At 64.0% G+C, this 25,951-nt stretch carries 23 protein-coding genes and 4 pseudogenes; 8 read left to right on the top strand and 19 right to left on the bottom strand.

What is annotated here, in order from left to right; genetic code table 11:
- The 12 genes and pseudogenes from NKI59_RS16805 to nifH form a co-directional block, all read right to left on the bottom strand.
- Positions 1 to 421, bottom strand: a 421-nt coding sequence (locus NKI59_RS16805; RefSeq protein WP_352705454.1) for a HipA N-terminal domain-containing protein, incomplete at its 3' end; no start/stop codon positions are given.
- Entirely contained in the window at positions 396 to 725 is a 330-nt protein-coding gene (locus NKI59_RS16800) for a helix-turn-helix domain-containing protein (RefSeq protein ID WP_502895940.1), read from the bottom strand. The genes NKI59_RS16805 and NKI59_RS16800, both read right to left, overlap by 26 nt.
- A 336-nt stretch (positions 726 to 1,061) precedes the next feature.
- The gene (gene fni, locus NKI59_RS16795) at positions 1,062 to 2,132 is read right to left on the bottom strand and encodes a type 2 isopentenyl-diphosphate Delta-isomerase (protein WP_352705452.1); all 1,071 of its coding nucleotides are present in this window, start codon (positions 2,130 to 2,132) and stop codon (positions 1,062 to 1,064) included.
- Between the two features lie 64 nt (positions 2,133 to 2,196).
- Positions 2,197 to 3,099: a terpene synthase family protein gene (locus tag NKI59_RS16790; RefSeq protein WP_352705450.1), complete on the bottom strand. Its 903-nt coding sequence runs from the start codon at positions 3,097 to 3,099 to the stop codon at positions 2,197 to 2,199.
- The gene (locus NKI59_RS16785; protein ID WP_352705448.1) at positions 3,096 to 4,646 is read right to left on the bottom strand and encodes a hypothetical protein; all 1,551 of its coding nucleotides are present in this window, start codon (positions 4,644 to 4,646) and stop codon (positions 3,096 to 3,098) included. The genes NKI59_RS16790 and NKI59_RS16785 overlap by 4 nt, the downstream gene beginning before the upstream one ends.
- A 146-nt stretch (positions 4,647 to 4,792) precedes the next feature.
- Positions 4,793 to 5,785 (bottom strand): polyprenyl synthetase family protein, encoded by a 993-nt coding sequence (locus tag NKI59_RS16780; RefSeq protein ID WP_023723005.1) that lies wholly within the window; start codon positions 5,783 to 5,785, stop codon positions 4,793 to 4,795.
- Between the two features lie 154 nt (positions 5,786 to 5,939).
- Positions 5,940 to 7,283, bottom strand: coding sequence for a cytochrome P450 (locus NKI59_RS16775; RefSeq protein ID WP_352705473.1), 1,344 nt, complete (start codon positions 7,281 to 7,283; stop codon positions 5,940 to 5,942).
- Positions 7,283 to 8,128 carry an SDR family oxidoreductase gene (locus NKI59_RS16770; RefSeq protein WP_352483826.1) on the bottom strand — a complete coding sequence of 282 codons (846 nt, stop codon included), beginning with the start codon at positions 8,126 to 8,128 and terminating at the stop codon, positions 7,283 to 7,285. The genes NKI59_RS16775 and NKI59_RS16770 overlap by 1 nt, the downstream gene beginning before the upstream one ends.
- A pseudogene (locus tag NKI59_RS35095) lies at positions 8,115 to 8,422 on the bottom strand (ferredoxin). The gene NKI59_RS16770 and the pseudogene NKI59_RS35095 overlap by 14 nt, the downstream one beginning before the upstream one ends.
- 1 nt (position 8,423) lies before the next feature.
- On the bottom strand, positions 8,424 to 9,713 hold the full coding sequence (locus tag NKI59_RS16760; protein WP_352705446.1) for a cytochrome P450: 1,290 nt from the start codon (positions 9,711 to 9,713) through the stop codon (positions 8,424 to 8,426).
- A gap of 93 nt (positions 9,714 to 9,806) precedes the next feature.
- Positions 9,807 to 11,009, bottom strand: coding sequence for a cytochrome P450 (locus NKI59_RS16755; RefSeq protein ID WP_352705444.1), 1,203 nt, complete (start codon positions 11,007 to 11,009; stop codon positions 9,807 to 9,809).
- A gap of 131 nt (positions 11,010 to 11,140) precedes the next feature.
- Positions 11,141 to 11,331 (bottom strand): annotated as a pseudogene (nifH, locus tag NKI59_RS16750) (nitrogenase reductase); the annotation flags it as partial.
- A gap of 1,325 nt (positions 11,332 to 12,656) precedes the next feature.
- Here nifH and NKI59_RS16745 point away from each other — a divergent pair.
- From NKI59_RS16745 to NKI59_RS16735, 3 genes are all read left to right on the top strand, one after another.
- Positions 12,657 to 13,190 carry a peroxiredoxin gene (locus NKI59_RS16745; RefSeq protein WP_352483748.1) on the top strand — a complete coding sequence of 178 codons (534 nt, stop codon included), beginning with the start codon at positions 12,657 to 12,659 and terminating at the stop codon, positions 13,188 to 13,190.
- Positions 13,191 to 13,261: 71 nt separating this feature from the next.
- Positions 13,262 to 14,671, top strand: a complete 1,410-nt coding sequence (rpoN, locus tag NKI59_RS16740; protein ID WP_352483749.1) for an RNA polymerase factor sigma-54 — start codon at positions 13,262 to 13,264, stop codon at positions 14,669 to 14,671.
- 23 nt (positions 14,672 to 14,694) lie between these two features.
- Positions 14,695 to 15,945 carry an MFS transporter gene (locus tag NKI59_RS16735; protein ID WP_352705442.1) on the top strand — a complete coding sequence of 417 codons (1,251 nt, stop codon included), beginning with the start codon at positions 14,695 to 14,697 and terminating at the stop codon, positions 15,943 to 15,945.
- A 236-nt stretch (positions 15,946 to 16,181) separates the two neighbouring features.
- Here NKI59_RS16735 and NKI59_RS16730 read toward each other — a convergent pair.
- The 4 genes and pseudogenes from NKI59_RS16730 to NKI59_RS16715 form a co-directional block, all read right to left on the bottom strand.
- Positions 16,182 to 16,947: pseudogene (locus NKI59_RS16730) on the bottom strand (ABC transporter permease); the annotation flags it as partial.
- Positions 16,948 to 17,092: 145 nt separating this feature from the next.
- Positions 17,093 to 17,713: a nitrogen fixation protein NifQ gene (locus NKI59_RS16725; RefSeq protein WP_352705471.1), complete on the bottom strand. Its 621-nt coding sequence runs from the start codon at positions 17,711 to 17,713 to the stop codon at positions 17,093 to 17,095.
- A gap of 360 nt (positions 17,714 to 18,073) precedes the next feature.
- Positions 18,074 to 18,265, bottom strand: coding sequence for a ferredoxin (locus NKI59_RS16720; RefSeq protein WP_352705440.1), 192 nt, complete (start codon positions 18,263 to 18,265; stop codon positions 18,074 to 18,076).
- A 41-nt stretch (positions 18,266 to 18,306) separates the two neighbouring features.
- Entirely contained in the window at positions 18,307 to 19,524 is a 1,218-nt protein-coding gene (locus NKI59_RS16715) for a cytochrome P450 (RefSeq protein WP_352705469.1), read from the bottom strand.
- Between the two features lie 439 nt (positions 19,525 to 19,963).
- On the opposite strand from NKI59_RS16715, the pseudogene NKI59_RS16710 reads away from it, so the two are divergent.
- Positions 19,964 to 20,301 (top strand): annotated as a pseudogene (locus NKI59_RS16710) (hypothetical protein); the annotation flags it as partial.
- Between the two features lie 127 nt (positions 20,302 to 20,428).
- Here the strand turns inward: NKI59_RS16710 and NKI59_RS16705 are convergent.
- Complete coding sequence (locus tag NKI59_RS16705) at positions 20,429 to 21,496, bottom strand: hemin-degrading factor (protein WP_352705438.1); 1,068 nt, start codon at positions 21,494 to 21,496, stop codon at positions 20,429 to 20,431.
- A 32-nt stretch (positions 21,497 to 21,528) separates the two neighbouring features.
- Positions 21,529 to 21,633, bottom strand: a complete 105-nt coding sequence (gene hemP / locus NKI59_RS16700; protein WP_023678236.1) for a hemin uptake protein HemP — start codon at positions 21,631 to 21,633, stop codon at positions 21,529 to 21,531.
- Positions 21,634 to 22,221: 588 nt separating this feature from the next.
- Here hemP and NKI59_RS16695 point away from each other — a divergent pair.
- On the top strand, positions 22,222 to 22,542 hold the full coding sequence (locus tag NKI59_RS16695; protein ID WP_023678237.1) for a HesB/IscA family protein: 321 nt from the start codon (positions 22,222 to 22,224) through the stop codon (positions 22,540 to 22,542).
- 69 nt (positions 22,543 to 22,611) lie between these two features.
- On the opposite strand, the gene NKI59_RS16690 is transcribed toward NKI59_RS16695, so the two are convergent.
- Positions 22,612 to 23,004 (bottom strand): hypothetical protein, encoded by a 393-nt coding sequence (locus NKI59_RS16690; RefSeq protein ID WP_352705436.1) that lies wholly within the window; start codon positions 23,002 to 23,004, stop codon positions 22,612 to 22,614.
- Between NKI59_RS16690 and nifS the strand changes: the two genes are divergently transcribed.
- From nifS to nifW, 3 genes are read left to right on the top strand one after another with little or no spacing between them, the layout of a single operon-like run.
- Positions 23,003 to 24,220: a cysteine desulfurase NifS gene (gene nifS, locus NKI59_RS16685; RefSeq protein ID WP_352705434.1), complete on the top strand. Its 1,218-nt coding sequence runs from the start codon at positions 23,003 to 23,005 to the stop codon at positions 24,218 to 24,220. The genes NKI59_RS16690 and nifS overlap by 2 nt on opposite strands.
- Positions 24,217 to 25,425, top strand: coding sequence for a homocitrate synthase (nifV, locus tag NKI59_RS16680; protein ID WP_352705432.1), 1,209 nt, complete (start codon positions 24,217 to 24,219; stop codon positions 25,423 to 25,425). The genes nifS and nifV overlap by 4 nt, the downstream gene beginning before the upstream one ends.
- Complete coding sequence (gene nifW, locus NKI59_RS16675; protein WP_352705430.1) at positions 25,422 to 25,802, top strand: nitrogenase stabilizing/protective protein NifW; 381 nt, start codon at positions 25,422 to 25,424, stop codon at positions 25,800 to 25,802. Before nifV ends, nifW begins: the two co-directional genes overlap by 4 nt.
- The last annotated feature ends 149 nt before the right edge of the window (positions 25,803 to 25,951 follow it).

Genomic DNA, 25,951 nt, shown 5'->3' with positions numbered 1-25,951 from the left:
GTGCCTTGGGCTTATCCTTTGAAGCATCCTGCGAAACCGCTATCGCGCCGTCACTTGGCAACGCCCGTACGGCTCCCGGCAGATCGGCGCCCAGCGCCGCTAAGAGATCGAAATCATTGCCTGGCCGGACATTGCCTTCGTGGTGCTTTTCCATCGCCTCGCGTAGCTTCTCCTCCGGTAGGAGGTTCGCGAAAAAGGCCGGCAAGGCGCCCGCCAGAGGCTTCGGTCCGTTCCGCAATCCTCCGGTCGCTGCCCGGAACGACAGGCTGAAAACCGGAAAGCCGCCCGTCGCGCGGTAGGCCTCATCGAAGTTGAATGCATTGAAATCGCCCGGCGTCCTAACGATTGTGCCGATCTTCAGTGCGTTCAAGAGCACGTCCAGCGACGGGATCGTCTTAGGTGCGTGAAAGACTGGAGCCATGATCGTCATCGTCAGATTGAGGAACAAAGGCGGGCAGGTCGTCATCATCATGCGGACGCAACAGAGCCTGGACAGCCGGCACCATGACTTGCGGAACCAGCATCATTTCCAGACCGAGCGCGCGAGCGACATTCATGAGCGTCGTCGCACGCGCCGCCGCGGCCCCCTTTTCGATGTCGCGATAGCGGGGACGGGATATACCCGCCAAACCAGCGACCTGCTGCTGCGTCATGGCAGCGCCCTGCCTCACCTGCCTGAAAAGCCCACCGATTTCGCGCAGAATTTCCGATTCAGATTCCACCATTACCTATACGATTCATTCCAATGCCCCCATTGATATGCAAAGGTATCTCATCCGGCGAGCAAGTTAATTTAATGATCTGTTCGCGTATCATATATGAAGATAATAATATCCAAAGAGATCAGTCCTTCATTCGAGGATCTCCCAGGTTACCGCCGCACAGCGGACGTTCCTCCGAGAACAGCTGCCATGGCCACCGCCCACGGCATTTTCACCGAGCGGTGCGTACGTCGCTGCGAAAACGGCCAACGCAAAGACATTCAGCGAACGGCTAGTTTAACCTCAGCACTGATGCGCCCGACGGGGCCCTATGAACGCGAAACAGACGCGACCGCGGCATCAACCGGCCGGCAGATGCGCCCAATGCAACAAGCGCGCCTGACGCAACGCCGCCAGATCAGCCGAGCCGGTGCAGAAGCAGGCGACGGCCAACTGGCGGATGGCGATCTCGAAATGCGCGACAACCGCCTCGGTGGATACTGTAGCCGCGCGCAGCACGCCGGCCGCCTGCCCGACGATGTCCGCGCCCAGGCGGATGGCCTTGGCCACGTCAACGCCGTCGCGGATCCCGCCCGACGCGATCAGCTTCACCGTTGGCAGCGCCCGACGTACCGCCTGCACGCTGGCCGGGGTCGGAATTCCCCAATCGGCGAACGCCATCGCCACTGCACGGTCGGCGGCATCGCGGGCGCGATCGCCCTCCACCGCGGCCCAACTGGTGCCGCCGGCGCCGGCGACATCGATCACCGCCACGCCCGCCTCGACGAGCGCACAGGCCACCGAGGCGGACAGGCCCGAACCCACTTCCTTGGCCACGATCGGCACGCCCACTCTGCGCGCGGCGCGAGCGATCTGCGCCAGGACGCCGCGCCAGTCGCGGTCGCCCTCCGGCTGTACCGCTTCCTGCAGCGGATTGAGATGGACGATGAGTCCATCGGCCTCCAACGCATCAACCGCCCGGCGCGCCAGGTCCAGGCCGTCGGCCTCGCGCAGTTGCGCGGCACCGATATTGGCCAGCAAGGGAATGTCCGGGGCCAGGCGGCGCAGCGCGCGCGTCAGTCCCTGCGAGTTGCGGGATAGCAGGCTCACGCGCTGCGAACCGACGCACATGGCGATCCCCAAGGCTTGCGCTGCCTCGCTCAGATGCCGGTTGATGGCCTCGGCGCGTGGCATGCCGCCGGTCATGGAGCTGATCAGCAGCGGCGCGCGCATGGTCTTGCCCAGCAGCGAGGCGCGCAGGTCGATCTGCGTCAGGTCCAACTCGGGCAATGCGCAGTGTTCGAAACGGATGTACTCCCAGCCGGCGGCGACCGTGGCCGGCGCCGTTCGTCGATCCAGCACGATGTCCAGATGGTCGTCTTTGCGCCGGCTCAGGGCGGTGTCGCTCAATGCTCGCTCGATCCGTCGCATCGGGCGAAGCGTTGCGTCGGATCGGACCGACGGCAGCGCACGCCCGCCGCCGCGTCCCGCGCGTTCAGGCCGGCGCACGCTGGCCTCCCCTCGCAGCGTCGCTGCCGTAGCGGCTGGTCGAGGTCTGGTAGTACTGCGCGCGGATGGTCGCCATGGCCTCGATCAACGGTCCCCACGGCGCGGGAAAGCGTTCTTCCGCCATCACCCGGTGCAGCATGCGCGTATGGCCGGCCAGCTCGTCGTTGAGGAACTCCACCACAGGCATAGCCGGATAGCGCTGCAGCAGCAGGATCGCCGCGTTGTCGGCCTCGCTGGCCGACCTGTCCTTGTCGCGTCCATGCAGATCGTTCTGCAGGCGCCCTATCGCGGAGATGAGCCGCAGGACCTGGCGAAACGCCGGACGCGCGCGCAAGGCCGCCATGTTCAGCCCCCACAGCAACGACAGACAACAGAACACGTTCGTGTAGGCGATCGACTCGATGCCGTTGTGCAGGTACTCGGCGTAGGACCAGCGATCCGCCCCTGCCGGCTGCGCGCGTCCGGCGCGCAGCGCCGCGCAGTAGCACCGGGTATCGTCGAGAAGCTGAGCATAGTCGCGTCGATCGTAGGCGAGCGCGGCCAGCGAAGCGCGCAGCACAGCGCAGCCCTCGAATCCGGGGAGCGCGCACGGCCCGCCCTGCCCCAGCGCCTGCTCCACCGCGGCGAGCTGCTCCGGCGCGATCAGGCCAAGGTCGTTGCAATCGTCGAGCCAGAACAGCAGCGCCAGCTCGCGATAGAACGCCACGATCAGCGTTTCGTCCCGCGGATCGCGGCCGGTGCGGTCGCTGGTGTCGCGCAGGCTCGGGTAGATGCGCTGCAGGATGTACTGGCCGCCCCTGACCGCTTCCACGGCATGCTCGTCGGCGAACCCCGTCAGGGAACGCCCCCACTCCAGCACCTGCTGCAGCGCGCGTTCGGTCTGGATCATGGCGCCGCCCCTGCTCCCTCGCCCAGGACGCGCCGCCCCCAATGAAGTGCCAGCCACAATCCGGCAAGTTCGGCCACGCGCACCACCCGGGTGGGGCAATACAGTTCCTTGCCGATCCACAGCGGCGTCTGCGGCAAAGCATGCGCCGCATGGCGGGCGAGCATCCACTCCAGCGCACGCGCCACCGCCTGCGCGATGCGCCGGCGCCCTGTCGGCTCTTCGCTCCCGTCCATCACGTGCAACGCGAACAGCGCGTAGGCGGTTTCCTCGAATGTGGCCGCGCGACCGGCGCCCCAGCCGCCGTCGTCGCGCTGCGCATGCATGAGCGCCGCCAGCGCGCGCTCGTCGCGCCACTGGGGCTTGCCTTGCGCGAGCGCAGCGACCGCATGCGCGGTGGGATACAGCCACGAAACGTGCCATTTTTCGTTGTCCCATAGACCGTGCGGGTTGCGATTGGCCTCGACGTAGGCGCTGGTGCCGGCAGCGGGCTTTCCCAACAGTCGCAACGCATGCAGGGCATGGATGTTGGTCGACACAGAGGCATTGCGCTCGCCGGGGAAGGTGACGAACAGCTCGCCGATTTCGAAATGGCGCAACGCATCGACCGCCGGGTCGCGGCCTGCAACGCGCAGGACGCACAACGCAACGGCGGTGTCGTCCGCATCGGCCGCGAAGTGCAAGGCCGGGCCCAGACCGCGCACGCCCAGGCGGGCGTCGAGCTGCGCGACGATCACGCGCACCGCCTCGGCGAGCGCGGGATGCGCGAACAGCCCGGCCAGATGCAGGGTGTACAGCGACCAGCATGGCTCGAACACATTGATCGGCCAGACGTTGGGAACGACACCTTCGATGCCGCTGCGCGTCGCCCTCGATGCCGCCTGCAGATACGCGTCGGCGCGCCCGACCTGCGGCGTGCTCCCCTGTGTCACGGCGTGCGCACGCCACGCGGCGGTGGCCGCCGGACTGATGCCGATGCTGCCGTCGTCATCCGGGCATGCGGTGGTCGGCGACGTCCCCCAGGCTTCCCAGGAGTGCAGCAACGGATGTCCGCTCGGCAACGTCGCCACCGCTCCCAGCTTGACCAGGCACGCTTGCCGCAACGGCAACAGCGCCGGGTGGCGCGGAAACGCCACGCCGCCCAGCAAGGATGCGGCCTCGCCGCACAACTGCGGCAGGATCAGCTCCGCGCCGATCGGCGCGTCTTCCGGCACCGCATGCGCGTAGGGATCGGGCTGGCGCTCGAGGAACCGGGTTGCAGCCTGGACTGCGTCGGCAGCGCCGGGAAGAGGATCGGCACGCTGCAATGCCAGCAACGCCGCCCACGTGGGCGCATGGCGGAACAGCGGGAAGTCCGCGCTTCCCCATCCGCCATCGGCCTGTTGCTGCGCGATGAGCCACGCGTATGCGTCCTGCCGACCGGTGATGTTGCCGTGGAACTGCAGAGCTCGCGCCGTGTCGTAGACGGACGGACCGACGCTGCCGCCGTCGCTCATCTCGCTCAGCAGGTGGCGCAATTCGGAAAGGATCTGTTCGGACAGCGCGTTCACGCGGGATGTTCCTTCTGCAGACGGTTGGCGAGGACCAGGATCGGGCAACCGCTGCGATCGGCGCCGCGGACTCGGACAAAGAGCAGCATGCATCGCCCGCCGACCGGTCGCAGCAGCATAGGGCGAGTCCATGCGGACGGGCGCGCTCATGCGTATGGCGCGGACAGATACACGTTGGCCCGCTGCAGCATCTGCGCCAACCGTTCCGCACGCGGCCCCAGCGGGACGATGGCCTCCCCGGCGTCGCGCAACAAATCTAGCGCGAACTGGCGCGCTGCCTGCAGCCCCATGATCGACGCGCAAGTCGGCTTCTGCGCCGCCGCGTCCTTACCGGGGGTCTTGCCAAGCGTCGCGGTATCCGCTGTCGCGTCGAGAATGTCGTCGATCACCTGCAACGCCAGCCCGAAACAGGCGGTGTAGCGATCGAGCGCACCGTACAGCCCAGCGTGCGCGGCATCCTCCGCGATGGCGCATAGCGCGCCCATGCGAACGGACGCGCGCACTAGTGCTCCGCTCTTCATCCGGTGCATCGCCACGATCCTGTCCAGCTCGGCGTGCTTTCCGACCAGCGACAGATCCATGGCCTGCCCGCCTGCGGCACCCTCGGCGGACACAGCCTGCGCCAGTTCGCGCACGAGCGCGATACGGTTGTCGCCCGGCGCATCCAGGCTCGCCAGGGTCAGGAAGGCGTGCGCCTGCAGCGCATCGCCGACCAGGATCGCAGTGGCTTCGCCGAACTTGACGTGCACGGTCGGAAGGCCGCGGCGAAGCACGTCGTCGTCCATTGCGGGCAGGTCGTCGTGGACCAGGGTACAGGCGTGCATCATCTCGATGGCGGCGCCGACGTCGTCGAGCGTGTGCGCCGGCGTGTCGGCCAGTGCGCCGGCAGCCATACAGAGCAAGGCGCGGGTGCGCTTCCCGCCATTCAAGGTGGCGTAGCGCATCGCCGCCATCAGCTCGGTCTCACCGTCGTCTTCGGCGCAGAGAAGACGCGCCAGCGCCTGTTCGACCCGTTTTGCGCCGTCCTGCATCCAGATCTCCGGCAGCAGCCTGCCGGATGCGCCGCGCGCCTGCGCGCCCAATCCGCCGAGCGCGGAAACGCCAGTTCCGTGGTCGTGTAGCGTGGAACCGGTCTGCATGTCGTTCATGTCCTTGTACCTGACAGCAGACGGCCACGGCGAGCGGCGAGCCGATGCAGTGTTGCCGGCGTCGCACCGAGCGCGCGCGCCGAGTGCAGCAATGCCGCGCGTCGCCGGCGCCGCTGCCTCGCCACACGGGGTATGCGATGCCAGCTCACGAGAATCCGATGCGGATTTTCATGGAGGGTTGTGCTGTCGGGTAATAGCGCCGGCCTTTTTCGGCGTCGCTCAGCAACCGCGGCCGCACCCCGGCCTTGTGCATGGTCAGCGCCAAGGCGATGCTGAACTGCACCAGTTCCAGCCATACCAGGTGGTAGCCGATGCAGACGTGTGGGCCGCTGCCGAACTGCAGCATGTCCACCGGCCCGATCGGCCCCGTGCGTTGCAGCCACCGCGCCAGGCGGAACTGATCAGGCGCCTCGTGCAGCAGCGCCGAGGTCGAGAAATGCAGCAGCGGGATGCATAGACTTGTGCCCGCGGGAATGCGCCGCTGGCCGAGTTGTAATTCCTGCGTCGCGCGACGCGGTACGAGCGAGGACGCCGGATGCATGCGCAGCGTCTCGCGGAACAGCGCCTCGGCAACCGGATACTGCGCCAGGTCCGCGTGCCGGGTCGGCACCGCGCCCACGCGTTGCGCCTCCTCGACCAGGGCGTCCCACAGCTCGGGCTGCCGCGCCAGCTCGATCACCATCCAGGCCATAGTCGAGGCGGTGGTCTCGTGACCGGCAAGCAGCAGCAAGCGGATATTGGCGACCAGGACGTCATCGGAGAGCGCATCGTCGCTGCGATCGAAGGCGCTCACCATGTCGTTGATCAACCCGGTGCGCGCGGCATGCGCGCGCGCGTCGCGGATGAACTGGCGTGACTGCGCGTCGATCCAGTCGCGGGCGGCGCGGCCGCGCCGCAAGGGCGTTCCGGGCAGGTCGACCGGGGGCGCGACGATCAACTGCAGCAGTTGCCGGTACTTGCGATGCCATTCCGGCAGGTCTTGGGCGGGGATGCCCATGAGACTAAAGGTGAGCTTGAGCATCAGGTCGCCGGTTTCGGGCAGGATAGTTACTTCACCGCGATGGCGCCACGCCTGCACCCGCGCCCGGATGACGGGCTCGAACAGCTCGCCAATGCCGGCCTCGGTCAGCCCCCTGGGCAGGAACGCCGCCTTGATCCCATCGCGCGCCTGCCGGTGCGCGCTACCGTTCAAAGTGACCAACGTTCCGCCAAGGATTTCGGGCGCGATCTCTGCGATCAGCGCCGAGGACACGTGCTTGTGCCGGAGCAATGCGATCACATCCGGATCCAGGCAGGTCATCAGGTGTCCGGCACGACCGAAGTCCAGCCAGAAGTGACTGCCCAGCGTCCGTTCCGCGCGCTGCAGCAGGCGCGGCAGGTCGCAGACTATGGCGGGAAGATGCCCGACCAGGGGGAAAGCGCCGGGCATGACCGGGATGTCGTATCGCAGCCGGCGCCGACGGTTGAGCGGGTTGAGCAGCATGTCTATCACCTCCCTGGCGCAGCGTCCGCTTCGGCGGTGTCGCCGGCTGGCCGCGCGGCGCGGCTGTTGCCACCATCGGCATATGTCGGCACATGCGTCAGCATGCCGCCGTCGATGCACACGACTTGGCCGGTGATGAACGCAGCATCGTCGGAGAGCAGGAACGTCACCAGCGCGGCGACGTCCTCGGGGCGGCCGACGCGCGGCAGGAGCTGGTGCCGGCGTAGATGCCGTTGCATGCACTCGTCCAGCTTGGCGAGGAGACGCTCGGTCATGATAAGACCCGGCGCAACCGCGTTGCAGCGGATCTGCGAGTGACCGTACTGGGTGGCGAGCGAGGCCGACAGCATGTTCATCGCCGCCTTCGAGGCGGCGTAGGACGTCTGCGCGGTATCACCGCTGAGCCCCTGGCACGACGACATGTTGACGATCGCGCCACCGCCACGGGCGATCATCCGTGGGATGGCCTGCCGGCAGCAGAGCAGCGTGCCACGCAGATTGGTCGCGATCGTCTCATCCCAAACCGCCAGGTCCAGGTCGAGGATCGCGCGGTCGCGCGGGGTCAGATGCATGGCGCTCGCGTTGTTCACCAGCAGGTCGACCCCACCAAAGTGCCGCTCCGCCGTCTCGAACAGCGCTGCCACCGCCTGCGCATCGGCGATATCCATGGCTAGGGGCAGCGCGTGGCCCGCTTCGGCCGCGATCCGCGCGGTGCAGGCGACGGCAGCCGAGCCATCAATGTCGGCCACCACCACTCGGCCCCCCTCCCGCGCGATGGCGAGGGCGCATGCCTTGCCGATGCCCGCGCCAGCGCCGGTCACCACGGCAACCTTGCCCTCAAACCGTCCCATCGTGTGCTCCCTGATCATGTTGGTCTTTCGCAGCATGCCGCCCGACCTCGCCGGAGAGGGCGCCGGATCCGCGCTGGCGGGCTCGCCATCGCCAGCGTCGCTTTCGATGACCCGAATGGCGGCGACCGGGCACTGGCGGGCCGCGAGCCGCACGGCAGCGTGCAGCGCGTGCGGGACCGTCGCCACGCACACTTCCGCCACGCCGTCCGGTTCGCGCTGGCGAAAGGTGCCCGGCAGCGTCAGCACGCACTGCCCGGTGGTTCCGCACAGATCCTGGTCGACCACGACGCGCATCTCAGCCCCCCTGCGCATGCAGCCGCACCGGCAGCGCGCGGAACGTCCTAAGGAACGCGGAGGGCTCCCGGGTCGGCTGTTCGGCCAGTACGAGCGTGGGGAAGCGCGCCTCGATCCGCGGCAGGCTCTCGGCCAACTGCACCCGGGCCAGTTGCGCACCGAGACAGAAGTGGATGCCGTGGCCGAAGCTCAGCATGACCTTCCCGTCGGTCGACATGCCAGGACTGGTGCCGTAGAACCGCGCGGGATCGAAGCGGTCGGGATCGGCGAAGGCGTCCGGGTCGCGATTGCCGGCCGCGATCAGCACGCGCACGTCCGCGTTCTTCGGGATCATCACGCCGCCCAGTTTGATGTCGCGCTGGGCGATACGCGGAATGGAGCTGAACATGGCGGGCGCGTCGCAGCGCAGGACTTCTTCGACGAATGCCTTCACCCCCACGGCGTCTCCCTGCAGCCAGTGCCGCTGTTCGGGATACGCCAGCATCGCCAGGACCGCATGGTCGATGGCCGCAGCAGTGGTGGCGAAGCCGCCCAGCAGCATGCCCCACAGCATGCTGATCAACTCCGCATCGGACAGCGTGTCGGCGTCGTCGTCGTGTGCGCCGACCAGCATCGACACGATGTCGTGGCGGGGATCGGTGCGCTTGCGCTGTATGAGGTCGCCGAAGTAGGCCTGCACCCTTGCGCTGGCCCCGTCCGCCGCGGCGAGCTGGGGATCGCTGGCGTGCGGGCTCAGGCCTTCCAGAATGGCGCCGATGCCGGCGGCGAGCCCGAACATGTCGTCCTGGGGCATGCCGAACAGTTCGGCGAAAACCAGCATGGGCAAGGCCAGCGCGAATTCGCGATGCAGGTCCACCGCCTCCCCGCGCTCCAGCGCGGGCGCCATGCCGTCCAGGCGCGCTGCGACGATGCGCGCGATGCTCGGCCGCAGGTTGTCGATCTGGCGCATAGTGAAATCGCGCGAGATCAGCCGGCGCAGACGCGTATGCGTTGGAGGTTCCTTCATCGCTAAAGTGGACGCCAGCAAACTGAGCGACAGGCTGGTCGCCGCACGCGGGAAATAGCGCGCCAGTTCGCCCGGCGCCGGTCCCCGAAACGCATCGCCCGTGGCTTTGAGCGCCCAGTAGATGTCGGCGTGGCGGCTCAACAGAAAGAGGCCCGACGCCGCGCGATGCACCGGATCGTGCTCGCGCAACCACCGCATGAACGGATACGGGTCGTGGATGCACGCTGGCGACGCCAGTTCGGCGAAGGCGTCCCGGCATACTGCCGTGGTTTCTTGCACGTCCATCTTGGTTACCTGTTGGCTGGTGATCTGACCGGCGCCCGCCAGGCGCGCCGGTAAATTGCGGAGAAGATCGCGATTCCCGGCGGCGTCCGCGCATCACCAGAGCGCCGGGAACTCCTCGAACCCGCCAGTGATGATCTCCTTGCGCAACTTCAGTTCTTCGGGCGCCACCGCCAGGCGCAGCGCGGGAAAGCGCTGGAAGATCGAACCGAACACTACCTTGAGTTCCAGCCTGGCCAGCGCCGCGCCGATGCAGTTGTGCGGCCCGTAGGAGAACGCCAGGTGCGGGTTTTCCTCGCGTCCGATGTCGAAGATTTCCGGGTCGTCGAAATGGCGCGGATCGAACGACGTCGCCGGCAGACCGACAAGCACCTTGCTCTCCGCAGGAATATGCACGCCCGCGATGCTCACGTCGGTCCTCGGATAGCGCATGATGCCGTCCCAGCCCGCGCCCGGCGGGTACATGCGCAGGATTTCCTCCACCGCCTTGTCCACCAGGGATGGATCGCCGACCAAGCGTTCGCGCTGTTGCGGATGGCGGAACATGGCCAGCAGGCCGAATTCGATCTGCGCGACGGTGCTCTCGTGCCCCGCCACCAGCATGCCCGCCGCCAGGCCGATCGCCTCTTCCTCGGTCGCCTTGCCCTGGTCGACCGCCGCGAGCAGATCAGTCAGCAGGTTGTCGCCCGGATGCTGGCGCTTGTCCCGCATCTTGCCGCGAATGTAGGCGCGCAGTTCTTCCCAGGCTAGGCGCGACGCGCTGCGCGGGCCGCTTTCGTGCTGGTGCGTCATCACCTCGTCGGACAGCCCGGCGAAAAAGGCGTGATCCTCGTAGAGCACGCCCATCAGCGCGCAGATGACCATGGCCGGAAGCGGAAAGGCGAGGTGACGCCGCAGGTCGGCGGGCTGGGGCTGGGCCGCCAGCGTCTCGAACAACTCCGCGGCGAACGCCTCGACCTGCTGCGCGAGCAGCTTCAACCTGCGGTTGCTCAAGGCCGGCGCCACGATCGTGCGTAACCGGGCGTGCTCGCCCCCCTCGTGCGAGACCAGCCACCCCGGCGAACCGAGCATCACCGAATCCGGCGTGAATGCCTCCGGCGGCATTCCCGCGGGCCGGAACGCCGCGTCGGACAGCACCGCCTTGGCTTCGTCGTACCCTGTCACCCACCAGCCTTCTTGCCCGGACGGGAAGTGCACGCGGTGGATCGGACCGTTGGCGCGTAGCGCTAACATCTCGGGCGAGGGCTCGATGTGATCGACGCGCCACATCGGCAGCGCCGGCAAGGGTTGTTCGGACATGGTGGCACTTCACTCTCTAAGCGATGGAAGGGCGGAGGTGACCGGCAGGCGCTGCGGGCAGCCAATGACGTAAGACAGCATGTAGACGAAGTCCTCCGCGGCGGTAGCCCGCGTGTAACTGTCTAGGCATACCGCGCGGCGAGATGCAGAACTTTATCCTGCGCCTTCGAGTTCAGGATCAGGCGAGTGGTGGGCCTTTGAGTCGCAGCCGGCCATCAGGATTTCCCGCACAAGGGTCGACAAGGGCGGCGAGCCTGTTTGGTAGGGGGCGGTTTCGCCGAGGCCCCTTCCCATAGAATGCTATCTGACGCGGATTTGACATTTGCTCTTCTTTCTCCGTTCATCGATCGCGGTGTCATCCACGAAATGAAGGTCGGTCGGCGGCTCCCGAAGGAGCTTCAAAACTCGTGCCAATCTGGCCGACCCAGCATAAGCAAAAAAATTGTGATTGCTTTTCAGTGGATTAGCCTGAGGCCAAAGAAGAGCTCGGCGAAATAGACCGGTGTCGCGGACCAACAAAGGCGACAGAACAGTGTCGGATAGTACGCCTCGGCGACCTTTTGGTCAGGCTTGCGACATTCTGGTCCAGTTTCGAACATAAGAGGGTTGCAAACAGGACACGCTTGGAGAATTCGATCCTCACGGAACCAGGGCGCTTGCCGAAGAGCGTGCGCTCATGGTTGCTGCCACAGGCGTGTGTTCGCAATAGCCGTGCCTGCGCACGCAAGAACACGCTAGCGGCATACGCTACGCAATCGCTGCAGTTCCCGCCGGTGCGAGGTAGTGCATCGGCTCGGCTGCGTTCGTCTTTGCCCAGCTGGGGCGGAAGCGCCGAACATCCGCACCATACAGCACCGTTGTTGAGTGTCGTGACTAGGCGGTTATAGCGCGCGCCCGATCTTGGCGAAGACACCGCCTCCGAGAAAAAGGGGGCGGTCCAAAAGCATGTCTAGTTGAAATGGCACGCCGCTTGCTGCTCCTGGTTAGAGCCCATCAAATCACGATGAAAGCGACTTGCGCCATGCCCGACACACGAAGCTCTAGACGGTGGCCTGAAGACACAGTGCCCGTTCCCGCTGAACATCGGTACATCGTCTGCTTCGGAAGTCCGTGCTCGGTAGCCCCTTTGCGCACGGCTGGTCCGATGCCGGCATGCCAACACATGGCGCTCGCGCAATTGCCGTTTACCGGTTGCGATCAGCATGTGAGTGCCCAAGAGCCCCATGAAAGAGCCCCCGAAGCCATGGTCGGCGGCTCACTGGCAAATATCGACGATACGCCGAACCAGCTCAGTAACCCGGGTCTCTTGCGTGAAGTCACATCTGAGGCCGCCACACGCTTCCGATACTGGCTACTTCGGGCCCGCTATCACTTTTTCCCGGGCACGAGCGCGAGTGATCGATGCCGCTTCCGGCGCCATAGCCGTGGAAAGATTGCCCAAGCGGCTCGACAGCCTCCACTCGCTCAGATCGATGGCGTTCGGGTGACGAAGACCAGCAGCCAAGACGTTCCCCTACATCGGGATGGAAAACCGAGGTTGCGAGCCGCGAGGGCCTCATTTCATGCCCGGCAGACGAGCCTTTGCTCGGTATTGCGCCAGCGTCTGCCGGACTCCAGCGCGCCAGTTTTTTCTTGAGGAGCAAGTTGATGACCGTTCAAAAGAAGGTTCCCTTCGTCACCTTTCTCACGCGTGTTCGCGATGAGTCAGTCCAGGGCCCAAATCCATATCGCTGGGAAGAAAAGACATCTGACGACTACTTTGCCGGCAAGCGCGTCATCCTGTTCTCGCTGCCTGGCGCCTTCACTCCGACCTGCTCGACCTACCAACTGCCCAATTTCGAAGACCTCTATGATGAGTTTGAGAAGGAGGGAATTGCCGCGATTTACTGCGTCTCCGTCAACGATGCCTTCGTCATGAATGCGTGGGGGAAGTCCTTGGGCTTGCAGAAGGTCGAGCTCATCCCCGATGGCTCAGGCGAGTTCACACGCAAGATGGGCATGCTGGTCGCCAAGGACAATCTCGGCTTCGGGATGCGCTCCTGGCGCTACGCCGCCCTGATAAACAATGGCGTGGTGGAGCAGTGGTTCGAGGAGGAAGGTTTCTCCGACAACTGCGAGGCCGACCCCTATGGCGTCTCATCGCCGCAAAACGTTCTCGAAACGCTGAAGGCCGCCGCATGACCTAGAAAACGTCCCCTCCCTGGTGCCATTACCCACCCCAAGAAGCTCCTCGACAGGATGTCGCGCTCACCATGCAATCCTCAGCAAGCCTACTTCAGCGCCAGAAGCAATCCATGGTCACATCGCCTCAACTCATTGAGTCGATTCGCTTGCTGCAACTGGCGCATACTGAACTGCATCAGTTCGTGGAGCAGGAAATCGAGAAGAACCCGCTCTTGGAATCTGCGTCAAACGATGACGGGTCTTTTGGCGACGTTTCGATTTCGGGAGCGGATCAGCCTATCGGCCCGCGTGCAAACGCCGTTGACGGACCGACCGGGGCCGGGTCACTCCGCAAGAAGACCAACAACGCGTCGGGTGATGGCCCTTCCCTCGACGAGTTTGCCACCCTCGCCGAAACATTGCACGACCATGTCGCTGGTCAGATCGCCCTCACCGCGTTCACACCAAAGGAGCGGCTGATCGCTGACCAGCTTGCCGCCGATCTGGATGACACTGGCTATCTTCAGACCAACCTTTTGGATCTTGCCGAGAGCCTGAGTGTCCAGGAGGCTGACGTTGAACGGGTTCTCGGAACCTTGCAGCACTTTGATCCACCGGGAATTTTTGCGCGAACTCTCGAAGAATGCCTCGAGCTCCAGTTGCGCCAGCGAGACCGGTTCGACCCGGCAATGGCAGCTTTGGTTGCCAATCTTAAAATGCTTGGGCGACGCGATTTCCAGGCACTGAAGCAGCATTGCGGTGTCGATGAAGACGACCTTCTCGACATGTACCATGAGATTCTTGCGCTCGATCCCAAGCCTGGAAACCGGTTCCAGTCCGGTCCGTTGGAATCCATCATACCAGACGTCTGGGTCATGCCCTCGCCGGAAGGCGGATGGAAGATCGAACTTGATCCGGCCACACTGCCCAAGGTGCTGATCAACCGAGCCTACTATGCCGAAGTCTCGCGTCACACCGTCCAAAATTCGAAAGATCAAGCATTTCTCAACGAATGCTTGGAGACAGCGAACTGGCTGATACGCAGCCTCGATCAGCGCGCCAACACGATTCTTAAGGTTGCGACTGAAATCGTGCGCCAGCAGGATGCCTTTTTGGAACATGGCGTCGCCCACCTGCGGCCTCTCAATCTCAGAACCGTCGCTGACGCGATCGGCGTGCACGAGTCGACGGTAAGCCGGGTGACCTCGAACAAGTACATGCTTACCCCGCGCGGAGTCTTTGAACTGAAGTATTTTTTCACCGTCGCGATCGCGTCCTGCCAAGGCGGCGATGCGCACTCCGCCGAAGCTGTCCGCCATCGGATCAAAGCGATGATTGCCGCAGAATCTCTCGGCGACGTGCTTTCCGACGATGACATCGCTGTCCGGCTGAAGGAAACCGGCATCGATGTTGCGCGCCGCACCGTCACAAAATATCGCGAAGCAATGAACATCCCCTCCTCCGTGCAACGCCGCCGCGAAATGCGCTTGTGTCTTTAATGTGGGTCAACGCAGCCAACCTCATGTTGCAGTGCATCCAAAGTGGAGACTTCGTTCATGACCCGATCCGCGGCAGGCGTCATGACGCTGTTCTGCACGACCCAGAAAAGCCCGACCCACCGTCTGATCCCGCATGGGGTGCGGTCATTTCGCTTTCCTTGGGCACCTTCGGGCTGGTGACGGCAGAGTTTCTGCCTGTCAGCCTCCTCACGCCCCTCGCGCATGATCTCGGTGTCACCGAGGGTGCGGCTGGACAGGCGATGACGGCGACCGCTATCGTCGGGGCGATCTCGGCGCCGACGGTTGCCATCATCACAAAGCGCCTGGACCGCAGGATCGTCATGTGGGCGATGACGCTGCTGCTGATCCTGTCGGACGTTGTGGCGGCCGGCGCGTGGTCGCTGGCGGCACTCCTGACGGCACGCGTCGTGCTCGGCATAGCGCTCGGAGGCTTCTGGTCCATGTCGGCAGCACTGGCGATGCGGCTCGTTCCAAGCCACCTCCTGCCGCGCGCCATATCGATCATCCTCACCGGCGTTTCCGTCGCTTCCGTTTGCGCAGCTCCAATCGGCGCTTATGTCGGCGATATCTGGGGATGGCGAAGCGCCTTCATGATCGCCGCAGTCGTCGGCGCCGCTACACTGCTGGTGCAACTCATAACCATTCCGAGGCTGCCTCCGGTTGGAGTGGCTAGCTTCCGCAGCCTGCTGGATGTGGCCAAGATTCCGATGATCAAGGTCGCGCTTTTGGTCGTCCTGCTGGTCGCTTCCGGCCACTTCGCCGGCTTCACCTATATCCGCGCCTTCCTCGAGAAGGTTCCCGCGCTGGATGTCAAGACGATCTCGCTTGTGTTGCTTGCTTTTGGCATCGGCGGATTCTTCGGCAATTTGGCCGGCGGGCTGCTGGCCGAGTACAGTCTCAAGGCAGTCGCGGCCCTTGCACCGCTGCTCATAGCGATAGCCGCTGTTTCGCTGCTGACGGCGGGAGCATCGGCCTCGGCCTCGGCGGTTGCGGTTGCCGCGTGGGGCTTTGCCTTCGGCGCAGTGCCGGTGGGATTGCAGACGTGGATGGTATGGCGCGCCGCTCCCGAGCAGGCCGAAAGCGCCGGTGTGCTGATGGTCGTAGCGTTCCAAGTGGCAATCGCAGCCGGCGCGATTTTCGGCGGACTATTGGTGGACAATGCCGGGATTACCAGTGCCATTGCCTACAGTGCTGTTGCCACGTTCCTCGCCGCCCTGACAGTGTTCCTGCTCGGCCCGAAGCGCGAGACCTAGATCGCCTGACAGAAGAGGCCTCAGCAGCGCAGCGGGACGAGAGATGCAATCGCATGCACGGCGCGGCGCGATCCTCCGCAGGATTACTTTGGCGGTTGCAGGCTTCGTTTTCGCTGAGCGTATAGGCCGACTGGATCGCCGCCGCGGCAGCCTGTTCCGTGTCGGCCTCCGATCTCGCATGGACCAGCGCCAGCGCCTCGCCGGCTTCACCTCCGGGCCATGGCGACCTTCGCCGCCAGACAGGCGAACCTCGCCGGCACCGGTTTCCATTTGGCGACGATGAGCGCTGCCAGCGCGATGGAATCCTTGCTGGCGGTCATATCCTTCACGAAGCCGGCATTCTGGGCGAGCGACAGCTACGCGCCGGCCATGCCCGTCCGAACGCCGGTGAAGATGCCGCACGATAGCGCAGCCAGGTCACCGAAATGCCAGTGGTCTCAACGGCGGCCGGATTTTCGCCGACCGCGCGAAGTCCTAGGCCGAGCGGGTGCTAAACAGCACCAACCAGGTAGATGGCACCATCAGGGACGCGACATAGACCAGCAGCGAATGGCCCGTAGATCAGCTCGGGATAGACTGGCCCGAGCACCGGCACGCCGCGCACCGCTTCGGCGCTAGGCACAACGATCGAATCGCGAGTCTTCAGAGAGCGACGGCGCGCGCCCTGCTGGAACCAGGCCTGGCGAGAATGATGGTGGAGCCGGCAGCAATGAAATTGATGGCGACGCCGAAGACAATCTGGCCGCCGCGATGGGTGATCCAGGCGAAACCGTGCACCGGCGCGAAAAATCCACGGCGGTGGCTACGGCGGCGCCCAGGCCGAGCCTGTAACCGCGGCCGCCGAGGCGCCGCAAAGGCGCCGGCCAGCATCTTGCCCTCGATCCCGGTGTCGAAGACGCCGGCCCGCTCCGAATAGAGCCGGGCCAGGCAGGCGAGCAGCAACGGCCCGGAGAACACCAGTTGCTCGGCGGCGATGGTGCGGGTCGGGTCCTGCACCGCCATGATGACGGCGTCCGCCGAAGCGAGCATCGCGAGCAATCGGACAGCAGGCACAGCATTCAAATCCTCGAAGGCGTCCGTCGACATTAGACAAGAGACATATGGCGCGGCGCGAGCGCTGGGGCTGTACGACTGACGAAAGCGGCTCTCAATCCGAGGCGATGCCGTTCTTGATCCGTGTGAGGCGGCTTTCGCCTTCCTCCGGGCCGAAGCAGTTTTCGAAGTCATTGCATTCCCGGCAACTGGGCGCGCTGCACAGCGAAAAACCTTCGACCTCGCAGAGCTTGCGGTAAAAGTATTTCTTCCATTTCATGTTTTGGGTGTTGCCGGCCGCCAGCGTCGGAAAATGCGAGGCGAGCAGGCGGCCGAGGTCGGTTCGATTAAAAAGGCCAAGGTCCTGCCAGAGATGGTCATTGCGCATGGCACGCCGGGCGATGATCTTGGCGAAGCGAGCGCTCGCCGGGTCGCCCGGCCGGGCATGCGCCAGCAGCAGTCCGCGCAGAAGTTCTTCCTCCAGGTCCGGCTCGGGCTCGCTCACCTCTTCCAAGGCAAACGCGGTGATAGGAATAGCAGGGAAACAGCGGGCCAGGACATCGCGCAGCTCGGCGCGCGAAAGGCCGGTTGCCTGCGTCGCCGTCGCCTCGCCGGCCTCGATCTCCTCGAGCGCACGTGAAAGCACACAGGCAAGCACATGCTGGTCGAACCTCCTCTCCAGCTCGATCTGCGGCCATCGGCCGGTGCTGAGCCGGGCATAGTGTTGGGCAAATATGGTGCCGTTCTCCTGGTTTGTCCTATCAAGTCATGCAGCGACCCGGCCGGCCGCAACATGGGTTGGGCAGTTCTTCGGGAAGAGGCAGTCGCGGATCGTCTCGCGGTCGAGTAGTGCGGTAATTTTCGTCTGGTCCATCGGCTCTGTCGCAAATTCTGTGATTGGAAGAGGTGTGTCGCGAACCCCCGCCGTGCCGTTTGCGCCTCATGGGGAACACCTCGGCGCCGGAAGTGCCCCCGCGGAGTTGGACGTGGACCGTGCTGGCACAGAGGTCGCGTGCCGTCCTTTCCAGTGCGGCCACATGGTCGACCCCATTCAAGCCCGCCAGACTCTCGGTTGAATGACGTCTGATTCAAAGCGTCAGCGGGTGAGTTCCAGCGCACGTTCAGGACAGCATCGCGCGCCTCGCGATGCAGGCAGCTCCTCCCCTTCCGCAACTTCAATGTCACCAGGCAGGATATAACCCTCGTCATCAAGCTTGAAGATGTCCGGCGCTTGCGCCGCGCATCGCGCGTGACCCTGGCATTTGGCATTTTGGACGATGATGCGCATGGCGCTGCCTCCTTTCTCTGTGCCCCGGCTTGGGGCGGGGCCTAGGACCAGTCCAGGATCAAATTTTCGATCCCGAATACATGGCCGCCAGAGGTTATGGGTGCCGTACCCTGCTTGATCCTGAAAGCCGGGATGCGCGCCAGCCACTCCTCCAGGCCAACGACAATCTCCCGCCGGGCAAGGTGTGAGCCAAGGCAACGGTGGGGACCATAGCCAAAGGCGGCGTGGCGGTTGTCCTCCCGCTCCAAATCGATCGTGTTGGGGCATTCGAATTCCGCCGGGTCACGATTGGCAATCATCGTGGCGCAGGAAACATAGTCCCCCTTCCGGATCGGCGCGCCTTCGAAGTCGATATCTTTCGTTGCCACGCGGATCAACTGAACGGTCGGATAGACGCGCAGCAATTCTTCGGCCGCGAGCACGATCCGGTCCGGTTCGCTCCGAAGCAATTGCTGATCTTTGAGGTTGCGCGCGAGATAGGCCAAGTCAAAGCCTATAGCTGCTGCGACCGTGTCGAGCCCAGCGACGAAGACAAGCACGCCGATGCCGCGGACTTGGGTGTCCGTCAGCCGGCGGCCCTCGACCTGTGCCTGCACGATAAAGGTCATGAAATCGTCAACCGCCTCCTCGCGCCGCATGGCTGCAAGTTCGTCGATGAATGCCACGATCGTCCGGGCCGCCGCCGGGCGTTTCACATCGTCACCGTGAAGCAGATCTTTCCCCCAGCCGACAAATGTGTCGAGTCGGTCATCCGGCAGCCCCAGAAAGCGAAGGAAGATGCTCACCGCGAAAGGAAATGCAAAATCCTTCATGACGTCGCAGCTTGTGCCCGACGCGGCGATCCTTTCGATCAGCTCGACCGCCCGTTCGCGGACAGCCGGTTCCAAAGCCATCACCCGCTTTGGCGAAAGCAGCGGATTGAGTAGTGAGCGAAAAACGCCATGGGCAGGCGGATCCAGTTCAAGCGGGATCATCGGCCAGTTTTCGCCAAGCGCGGACGCGAAGATGCTGCGATGGCTCGAAAACGTTTCGGCGTCCTGCAGCACCCGGCGCTGATCACTGGCGCGAGTGATGACCCAGGTACCCCGCCCATCGCGCGTGTTGCAGGGCGAATAGAAGATCGGCGGCCCGGCATGTACGCAAGCGACGGCTGCTTGCGGATCCCCGTTGGGCGTCGGTGACATCCCTGGTGACGTAAACAGGCTGAAGTCCCTCACCATTTCGGGCGGGACATGATCTGGAACGGGGTTGGTCGCCATTTTGCTTTCTCTACATTGGCGTTCATGGCTCGATTGAGATTGCACCGCTGTTCATAAAGTCGATTTCCAGCATGGGTACATCTCTTGTCGGGCGCCTTCTAGATTCTGTCGCCCGATACAGTCCACCTGCACCAGCGCGGATGAGATCGGTTGCGAATTCAATCAGAAGGGGCATCTCCGCCGCGCTGCGGTCATGAAGCAAAGCCGCTGCTTATCCCCGTTAGGGTTGAGAGGCTGGTCAATCGCTCAGCTCCGTGACGCACTGCTGATGCCCTGCTGATGCCCTGCTGATCAAATTGTCAAAGCAAGTCGCGTGCCGGATAGGCGTACCCATGGCGCTGCACCAAGCGATGCCAGCCTGCACTGGGCCCGCCGCCGCTAAGTTGATGATCAGCTGTCCATCATTCTTACGACAACGTCCGACAACCGACATCCACGGTTGGTTTTGTCGAGGCCGCGACATCGGGCTGTTCGACCTTGCTGCTGCACTGCCTTCCGGTCGACGAGCGAGGAGATCGCTCGCACGGCCCGGACTGAGCAACGACGCGATCCAGCGCAAGGATCGGGTGCGGTCCGACAAGACCCGGCGGCGCTTGCGCGCGATGATCGAAATTATCAACAAGGTCGAGCCGCGCTTCGGTTCGGCACTGATGGCGTATGCGTTATATCGCTCGGAGCCGCTGCAAGGATTTCCGGCTAGACGGTGATGCACTCGTGCGCAGCGGTCCGGCCGACGACGAGCTTGACTGTATCGCTGCGGTCAATTCCGGCGTGCACCCTGACCGCCGTATGCGCTACGACGGCAAGCTCTATCGCACATGGACCTATTATTTCCTCGCGAGCCGCTGTCGGAACGTGGTGCCGAGTCCTATGGCGGCCGGTTCAATCCGAGGGCCTGTCGGCTCTACCCATCCCTGTCGGTCGGACCGGGAACGCGTGGCAGACTCTCGGCCAGAAACCGCCAGTCGCTGCGCTCGCGTTCGCCTTCCTTGCGCGTGCCGAAGAACTGGATGATCATCTTGCCGTCGGCGCCATAGGCTTCAATGGACGTGACGTGACCGTCCCTCGTCGGCTTGCGCACGGCCCAGACCTCGCGGATGTGATGGGTCCTAAGATGCAGATGGAAGGTCTCGTCGAGCACATTGATCCGCGGCCCGATCTGCTTGACCGACTTGATCGGGCCGGAATGGATCTGGATGCAACCATGATTGCCGACAAAGCACATGATCGGCATCTCGTCTTCGGCCGCCTGTTGGAACAGGGCGCCAACGGCATCATTGTCGAGCAGCCAGGCGTAATCCTCGTCGGCCATACGCATCGCCTGGCAGCGGCTGAGCTTCAGTGCCTTCAACATATGGTAGAACTGATGCACGTCGCTCAGCCGGCACCAGTGCTCGCGTAGGTCGTCGACCGTGGCGGCTTGGTCTGGACTCACTGCGTTATCGCGCGCCCCGCTCGCCTCGACCGATATGATCGGCTCCTGGTCGGAGGATGCGAGCTCTGCCGCCAGATTCTGATAGGCCTGCAGGTTCGAGGCGGGCCTGAGATGTACTTTGTGCATCGCCTCGCCGGTGGCATCAAAGAATTGCAGGCTGCGGCGGATCTCGGCTCCCTCGCGCTTCTCGACGGCGAAGCCATACGCCCACGCTTTCGGGAAGATGCGCAGGTCGATCTCGTCGCCGAGCACCATGGCATGCGGGTTGCCGGTGACCACTTTGTCGTAGACGCCGATCTTTTGGTGCACGGCACTTTGGTTGCGGGTGACCGCCATCACCTCGCCGACCGCTTCGAGGCCGGTCAGCAGATCATCGACGCGCGGCTCGATGCGCACCGCGCCGTGACCACAATGCGCTGCGACCAATTCGGCTTCCGAAATGCCCAATCGAGCGGCGAGATCATGCTCCCGGATTTTCGGATTGTCTTCGCACGCCCGCCGGATTTCGTCCGGCGACGGTTGCTCGCGCTGGTCCATGTCTTACCCCTGCTTCCACCTACGTGTGAGGATCAGCTGCCCTGCCGGTGAATCTTCAGCCGATAGGGCGCGCCGTAATGCTCGACCCTGATCTGCTGCTGGCCCGTGAACAAAGTGTCGCTGGACAGCGTGCGCACGTCGTCGCACCCGCGCGAAAACCGGGGGTGCTATCGGAGCGGCGAGACCCGAGTGACACGTGCAGGCACATGCCGATGGAATCTCATCGAGCCGGTCGGTGGCCACCGGGCGGTGGTGAGCGATTGTGGGTGTTGTCGCAATCGGCCAATCGGTCATTCGGATGCCACGGGCGGCGCTGCTTCGCCAAACAAAGCGTGTCTGACCCAGTCCTGACATGTTGCTCCCTTGCTTTGCCGCATCGATCGCGAGGGCACCCACGACACGATTGTGGATCGGCAGTCTCTTGCCGCCTCGCCAGTGGAGCTTCAAAAACTGTGCCAATTGCGCCGAAGCAAGCTCAGAAGGAGTCTTCTGTAATGGTCATTGGTTTGATGTGAGTTCAGCCAACAACTCAGGCCCAACATCCCGCGTGGCGGACCCGACAAACCCGACAGTACGTGTCGGTTGGCCGACACCTTCGCAGCAATGGACTCACAAGAACCACCGCAGGGTCAGAGATGCCGCGCTGTATTGAAACATTTTTTCGCTTTGGCACGGTGCATGCAACGTGATGCGCAAGCAGGTCCCGGACTGAGGAGAATGGAGCCATGATTACGCTCACCGACAACGCTGTTGCCGCCATCAAGACTGCTCTTTCCCGCGCCAGCGAGCCGGCGGAAGGCTTTCGCATCATGGTCCAGGCCGGCGGCTGCGCCGGCTTCAAATACTTAATGGGCCTGGAGAGCGTGTCGCGCGAGGGCGACGCGATCACCGAGACAGATGGGATCAAGCTGTTCGTGGACGCGGGCTCCCAACCGCATGTCGCCGGCATGACCGTCGACTTCCTCACCGGGCTCGAATCTTCCGGCTTTGTCTTCGATAACCCCAACGCGCGCGAGAAGTGCGGCTGCGGCAAGTCCTTCAGTTGATCGCCCGAAGCGCCTGTGCGGGTCCATGAAGCGATTGCCGCCGACGGACTCATTTGCGGCAGAGGAGGCTTATATGGCCGGCACAACAGATGTCCCTGTCCTCAAGAACAAGGCAAGGTCGAAGCCGATCTTGGGACCGGCAATCGCTTCAGGTAGGATGCAAAGAACGTCGCCTCCCGAAACAGTTCGGTTCCTGGTGGCACCCAAGCTGCTGGCGGCCAAATCGCGCCGCTGCGCCAAATTCGGCTTATCGATAACGTTGTCGTGTTCGGGCGTCCTTACCTGCGGGCTGACGGCGGCGACTGCGGACTTGGCCATGCCGACGCCGATCCGGTCTACGTCAAACTCTCGGGCGTCCGCGCCGGCCGCCAGTTCGGGCCCATCATCATCAACGGCATACGCCAGAGGCTCAATGAGCCGGTCGCGCGCTCGCGTCATTCCGGTCAACTGAGGATCGCACATGAAACCTGTCTACCTCGACAACAACGCAACCACACGGGTCGATCCTGAGGTCGTGCAAGCGATGTTGCCGTTCTTTAGGGATCAATTCGGCAACCCTTCGTCGGCGCACGCTCTTGGCGCCTCAGTCAGTGCGGCGGTGAGAAAGGCGCGGAGGCAGTTGCAAGCTCTGATCGGGGCGGAGTTCGACGATGAGATCACCTTCACCTCGGGTGGGACAGAAAGCGACAATGCAGCGCTTCTTTCGGCGCTCGAGGCGGCGCCCAACCGAACCGAGATCGTTACGTCCGCGGTCGAGCATCCCGCCGTGCTGACGCTCTGCGCGCATCTTGAGAAGACCCGCCGCGTCAAGGTGCACAGGATCCCGGTGGATTGCCGTGGCCGGCTCGACCTCGACGCCTATATGGCCGTCCTCACCCCACAGGTGGCAATCGTCTCGATAATGTGGGCGAACAATGAGACTGGTGTGATCTTCCCCGTCGCCAGGCTTGCCGAGTTGGCCAAGGAAGTGGGCGCCCTTTTCCATACCGATGCTGTGCAGGCGGTCGGCAAGCTTCCGATGGACCTGAAGTCGACCGCAATCGACATGCTGTCGCTCTCCGGCCACAAGCTGCACGGGCCGAAAGGGATCGGCGCGCTTTTCGTAAAACGTGGCGTCAATTTCCACTCGCTGATCAAGGGGGGCCACCAAGAACACAACCGGCGTGCTGGCACCGAGAATACGCCCGGCATAGTCGGGCTCGGCATGGCGGCCGAACTCGCCTTGAAATTCATGGACGACGAGACCACACGGGTAAAGTCGCTCCGCGACCGTTTAGAGGACGGGATTCTCCAGCGCATCCCAAGCACCTGTGTCACTGGAGATCCCCTGGAACGGTTGCCTAACACCGCAAACATCTCCTTCGAACATATCGAAAGTGATGGAATTCCACTCCTCCTCAGCCGCGTGGGCATCGCGTGTTCCTCCGGCTCTGCCTGCACCTCCGGCTCTCTGGAACCGAGCCATGTCCTGAGCGCGATGAAAACGCCACACGCGGCAGTCCGCTTCTCCTTGGCGCGGGACAACGGCGAAGCGGACGTCGACCGGGTGCTCGAGGTCATGCCGGCAATCGTGGAGAAGCTGCGTGGCTTTCCCAGTTCTGGGCCAGGTAAGCGAAGCTCCGAAGACGTTCAATCCGGTCTATGCCTGAGCGGCAGCAGAACCGGCTACCGTTCATGACCCGTCATGTCTTTCTCAACGATACGACCTTGCGCGATGGCGAGCAGGCGCCCGGCGTCGCCTTTACCACGACGGAAAAGCTGGAGATCGCCGAGTCTCTTGCGGCGGCCGGCGTCACAGAGATCGAGATCGGCACGCCGGTCATGGGCGCCGACGAGATCGAAACAATTCGCGCCGTGGTCGCGCGGTGTCTCCCGGTTCGGCTCATGGCCTGGTGCCGGATGACGTCGCTGGATCTCGATGCAGCGATCGAGAGCGGCGTCCACGCCGTCAGTCTATCGCTGCCTGCGTCGGACATCCAACTTGCCGCCGAGCTCGGCCTCGATAAGGCGGGAGCGCTCCAGGTCATCGAACATATGGTCAGGCGCGCAGCCGCCGCCGGCTTCTTCGTCGCGGTGGGCTGCGAGGATGCCTCGCGGGCCAATCGGGATCATCTCGCCCGCGTCATCGAGACGGCTGCACGCGCCGGCGCAAGCCGCGTCAGGCTAGCCGACACAGTCGGCGTTCTCGATGCGTTTTCGACCTTCGAACTTGTCGCCCAGCTCGTGGCGCAGTCTCCAATCGACCTTGAATTTCATGCCCACAACGATCTCGGACTTGCTGCCGCCAACACGCTGGCCGCGATCCGCGCAGGCGCGCGCCATGGCTCCGTCACCGTCCTGGGGCTCGGCGAGCGTGCGGGCAATGCCGCGCTGGAAGAGGTGGCCGCCGCGATGGCGGTCCTCGACCGCGCGGATACCGGCATTGAGCTGACCGCATTGCCCGACCTCGCTGCCCAGGTGGCTTGGGCCGCCCGCCGGCAGACCGCGGCCACTAAGCCGGTCGTCGGCGCCGATGTTTTCACGCACGAATCCGGCATTCACGTCGCAGGGCTGCTGAAGGACTCGCGTACTTATCAGGGGCTCGATCCGGCTCTCGTGGGCCGCTGCCGGCGTATGGTCATCGGCAAGCATTCCGGCGCCACTGCGATTGCCCATGTGCTGAGCGAAAGCGGCCGCGATCTCGACCCGGATCTAGCAGCCGCGATGGTGGCCCGCGTCCGGCGCGAGGCGGCCGAGACCAAATCGACCGTCACTGCAACTCAACTGGTCGAGCTCTACGATGGAATGTGCAGCGAGGCATCCCTCGCGGAGCTGTGCGGGTCCAGGTCAGCCGTGCGCGAGCGCACCGACACCACAGTTTTCCGACCAGGGAGAATGCAATGAATTGTTCCGCTGACAGCCGCCCCATCGATGTCACCGACATCCTCGCACGACTGAAGCGCGTGTCGGCTGCGGAGGAGTTCTTCGCAGTCCTTGGCGTCTCCTATGATCCGAAGGTGCTGAATGTCTCGCGGCTCCATATCATGAAGCGCGTGGGCCAATACCTTGCCGAAGAAGATTTCTCCGGTCTGCCCGACAAGGTGATTGCCGCGCGGGTGCGCGCGACGCTCGAACGCGCTTACGAGGACTTCGTGATTTCCTCGCCACTCACGCATCGGGTCTTCAAGGTGCTCAAAGACCACGATCCGAACAAACCTGCCACGCCGGGCCGCACCTTTGTCCCGTTCGACTCCGTACTGAAGCGGTTCGGACAGGAATGACCGCGACACGGGTTGCGACGCGACAATGTCGAGAAGCCGACAAATCCGGTCATCACCACGGCGCCCTCAGAAGCAACCAACCGAAGTTCTAGGAATAGGGGCACGCAAAACAGTTGGCACGAATGATGCGCACCAAGGAGACAACCGCC

The sequence above is a fragment of the Mesorhizobium sp. M0598 genome, from assembly GCF_040320865.1.
Lineage (GTDB): Bacteria > Pseudomonadota > Alphaproteobacteria > Rhizobiales > Rhizobiaceae > Mesorhizobium.
This window is presented reverse-complemented; position numbering and strand designations above follow the sequence as displayed.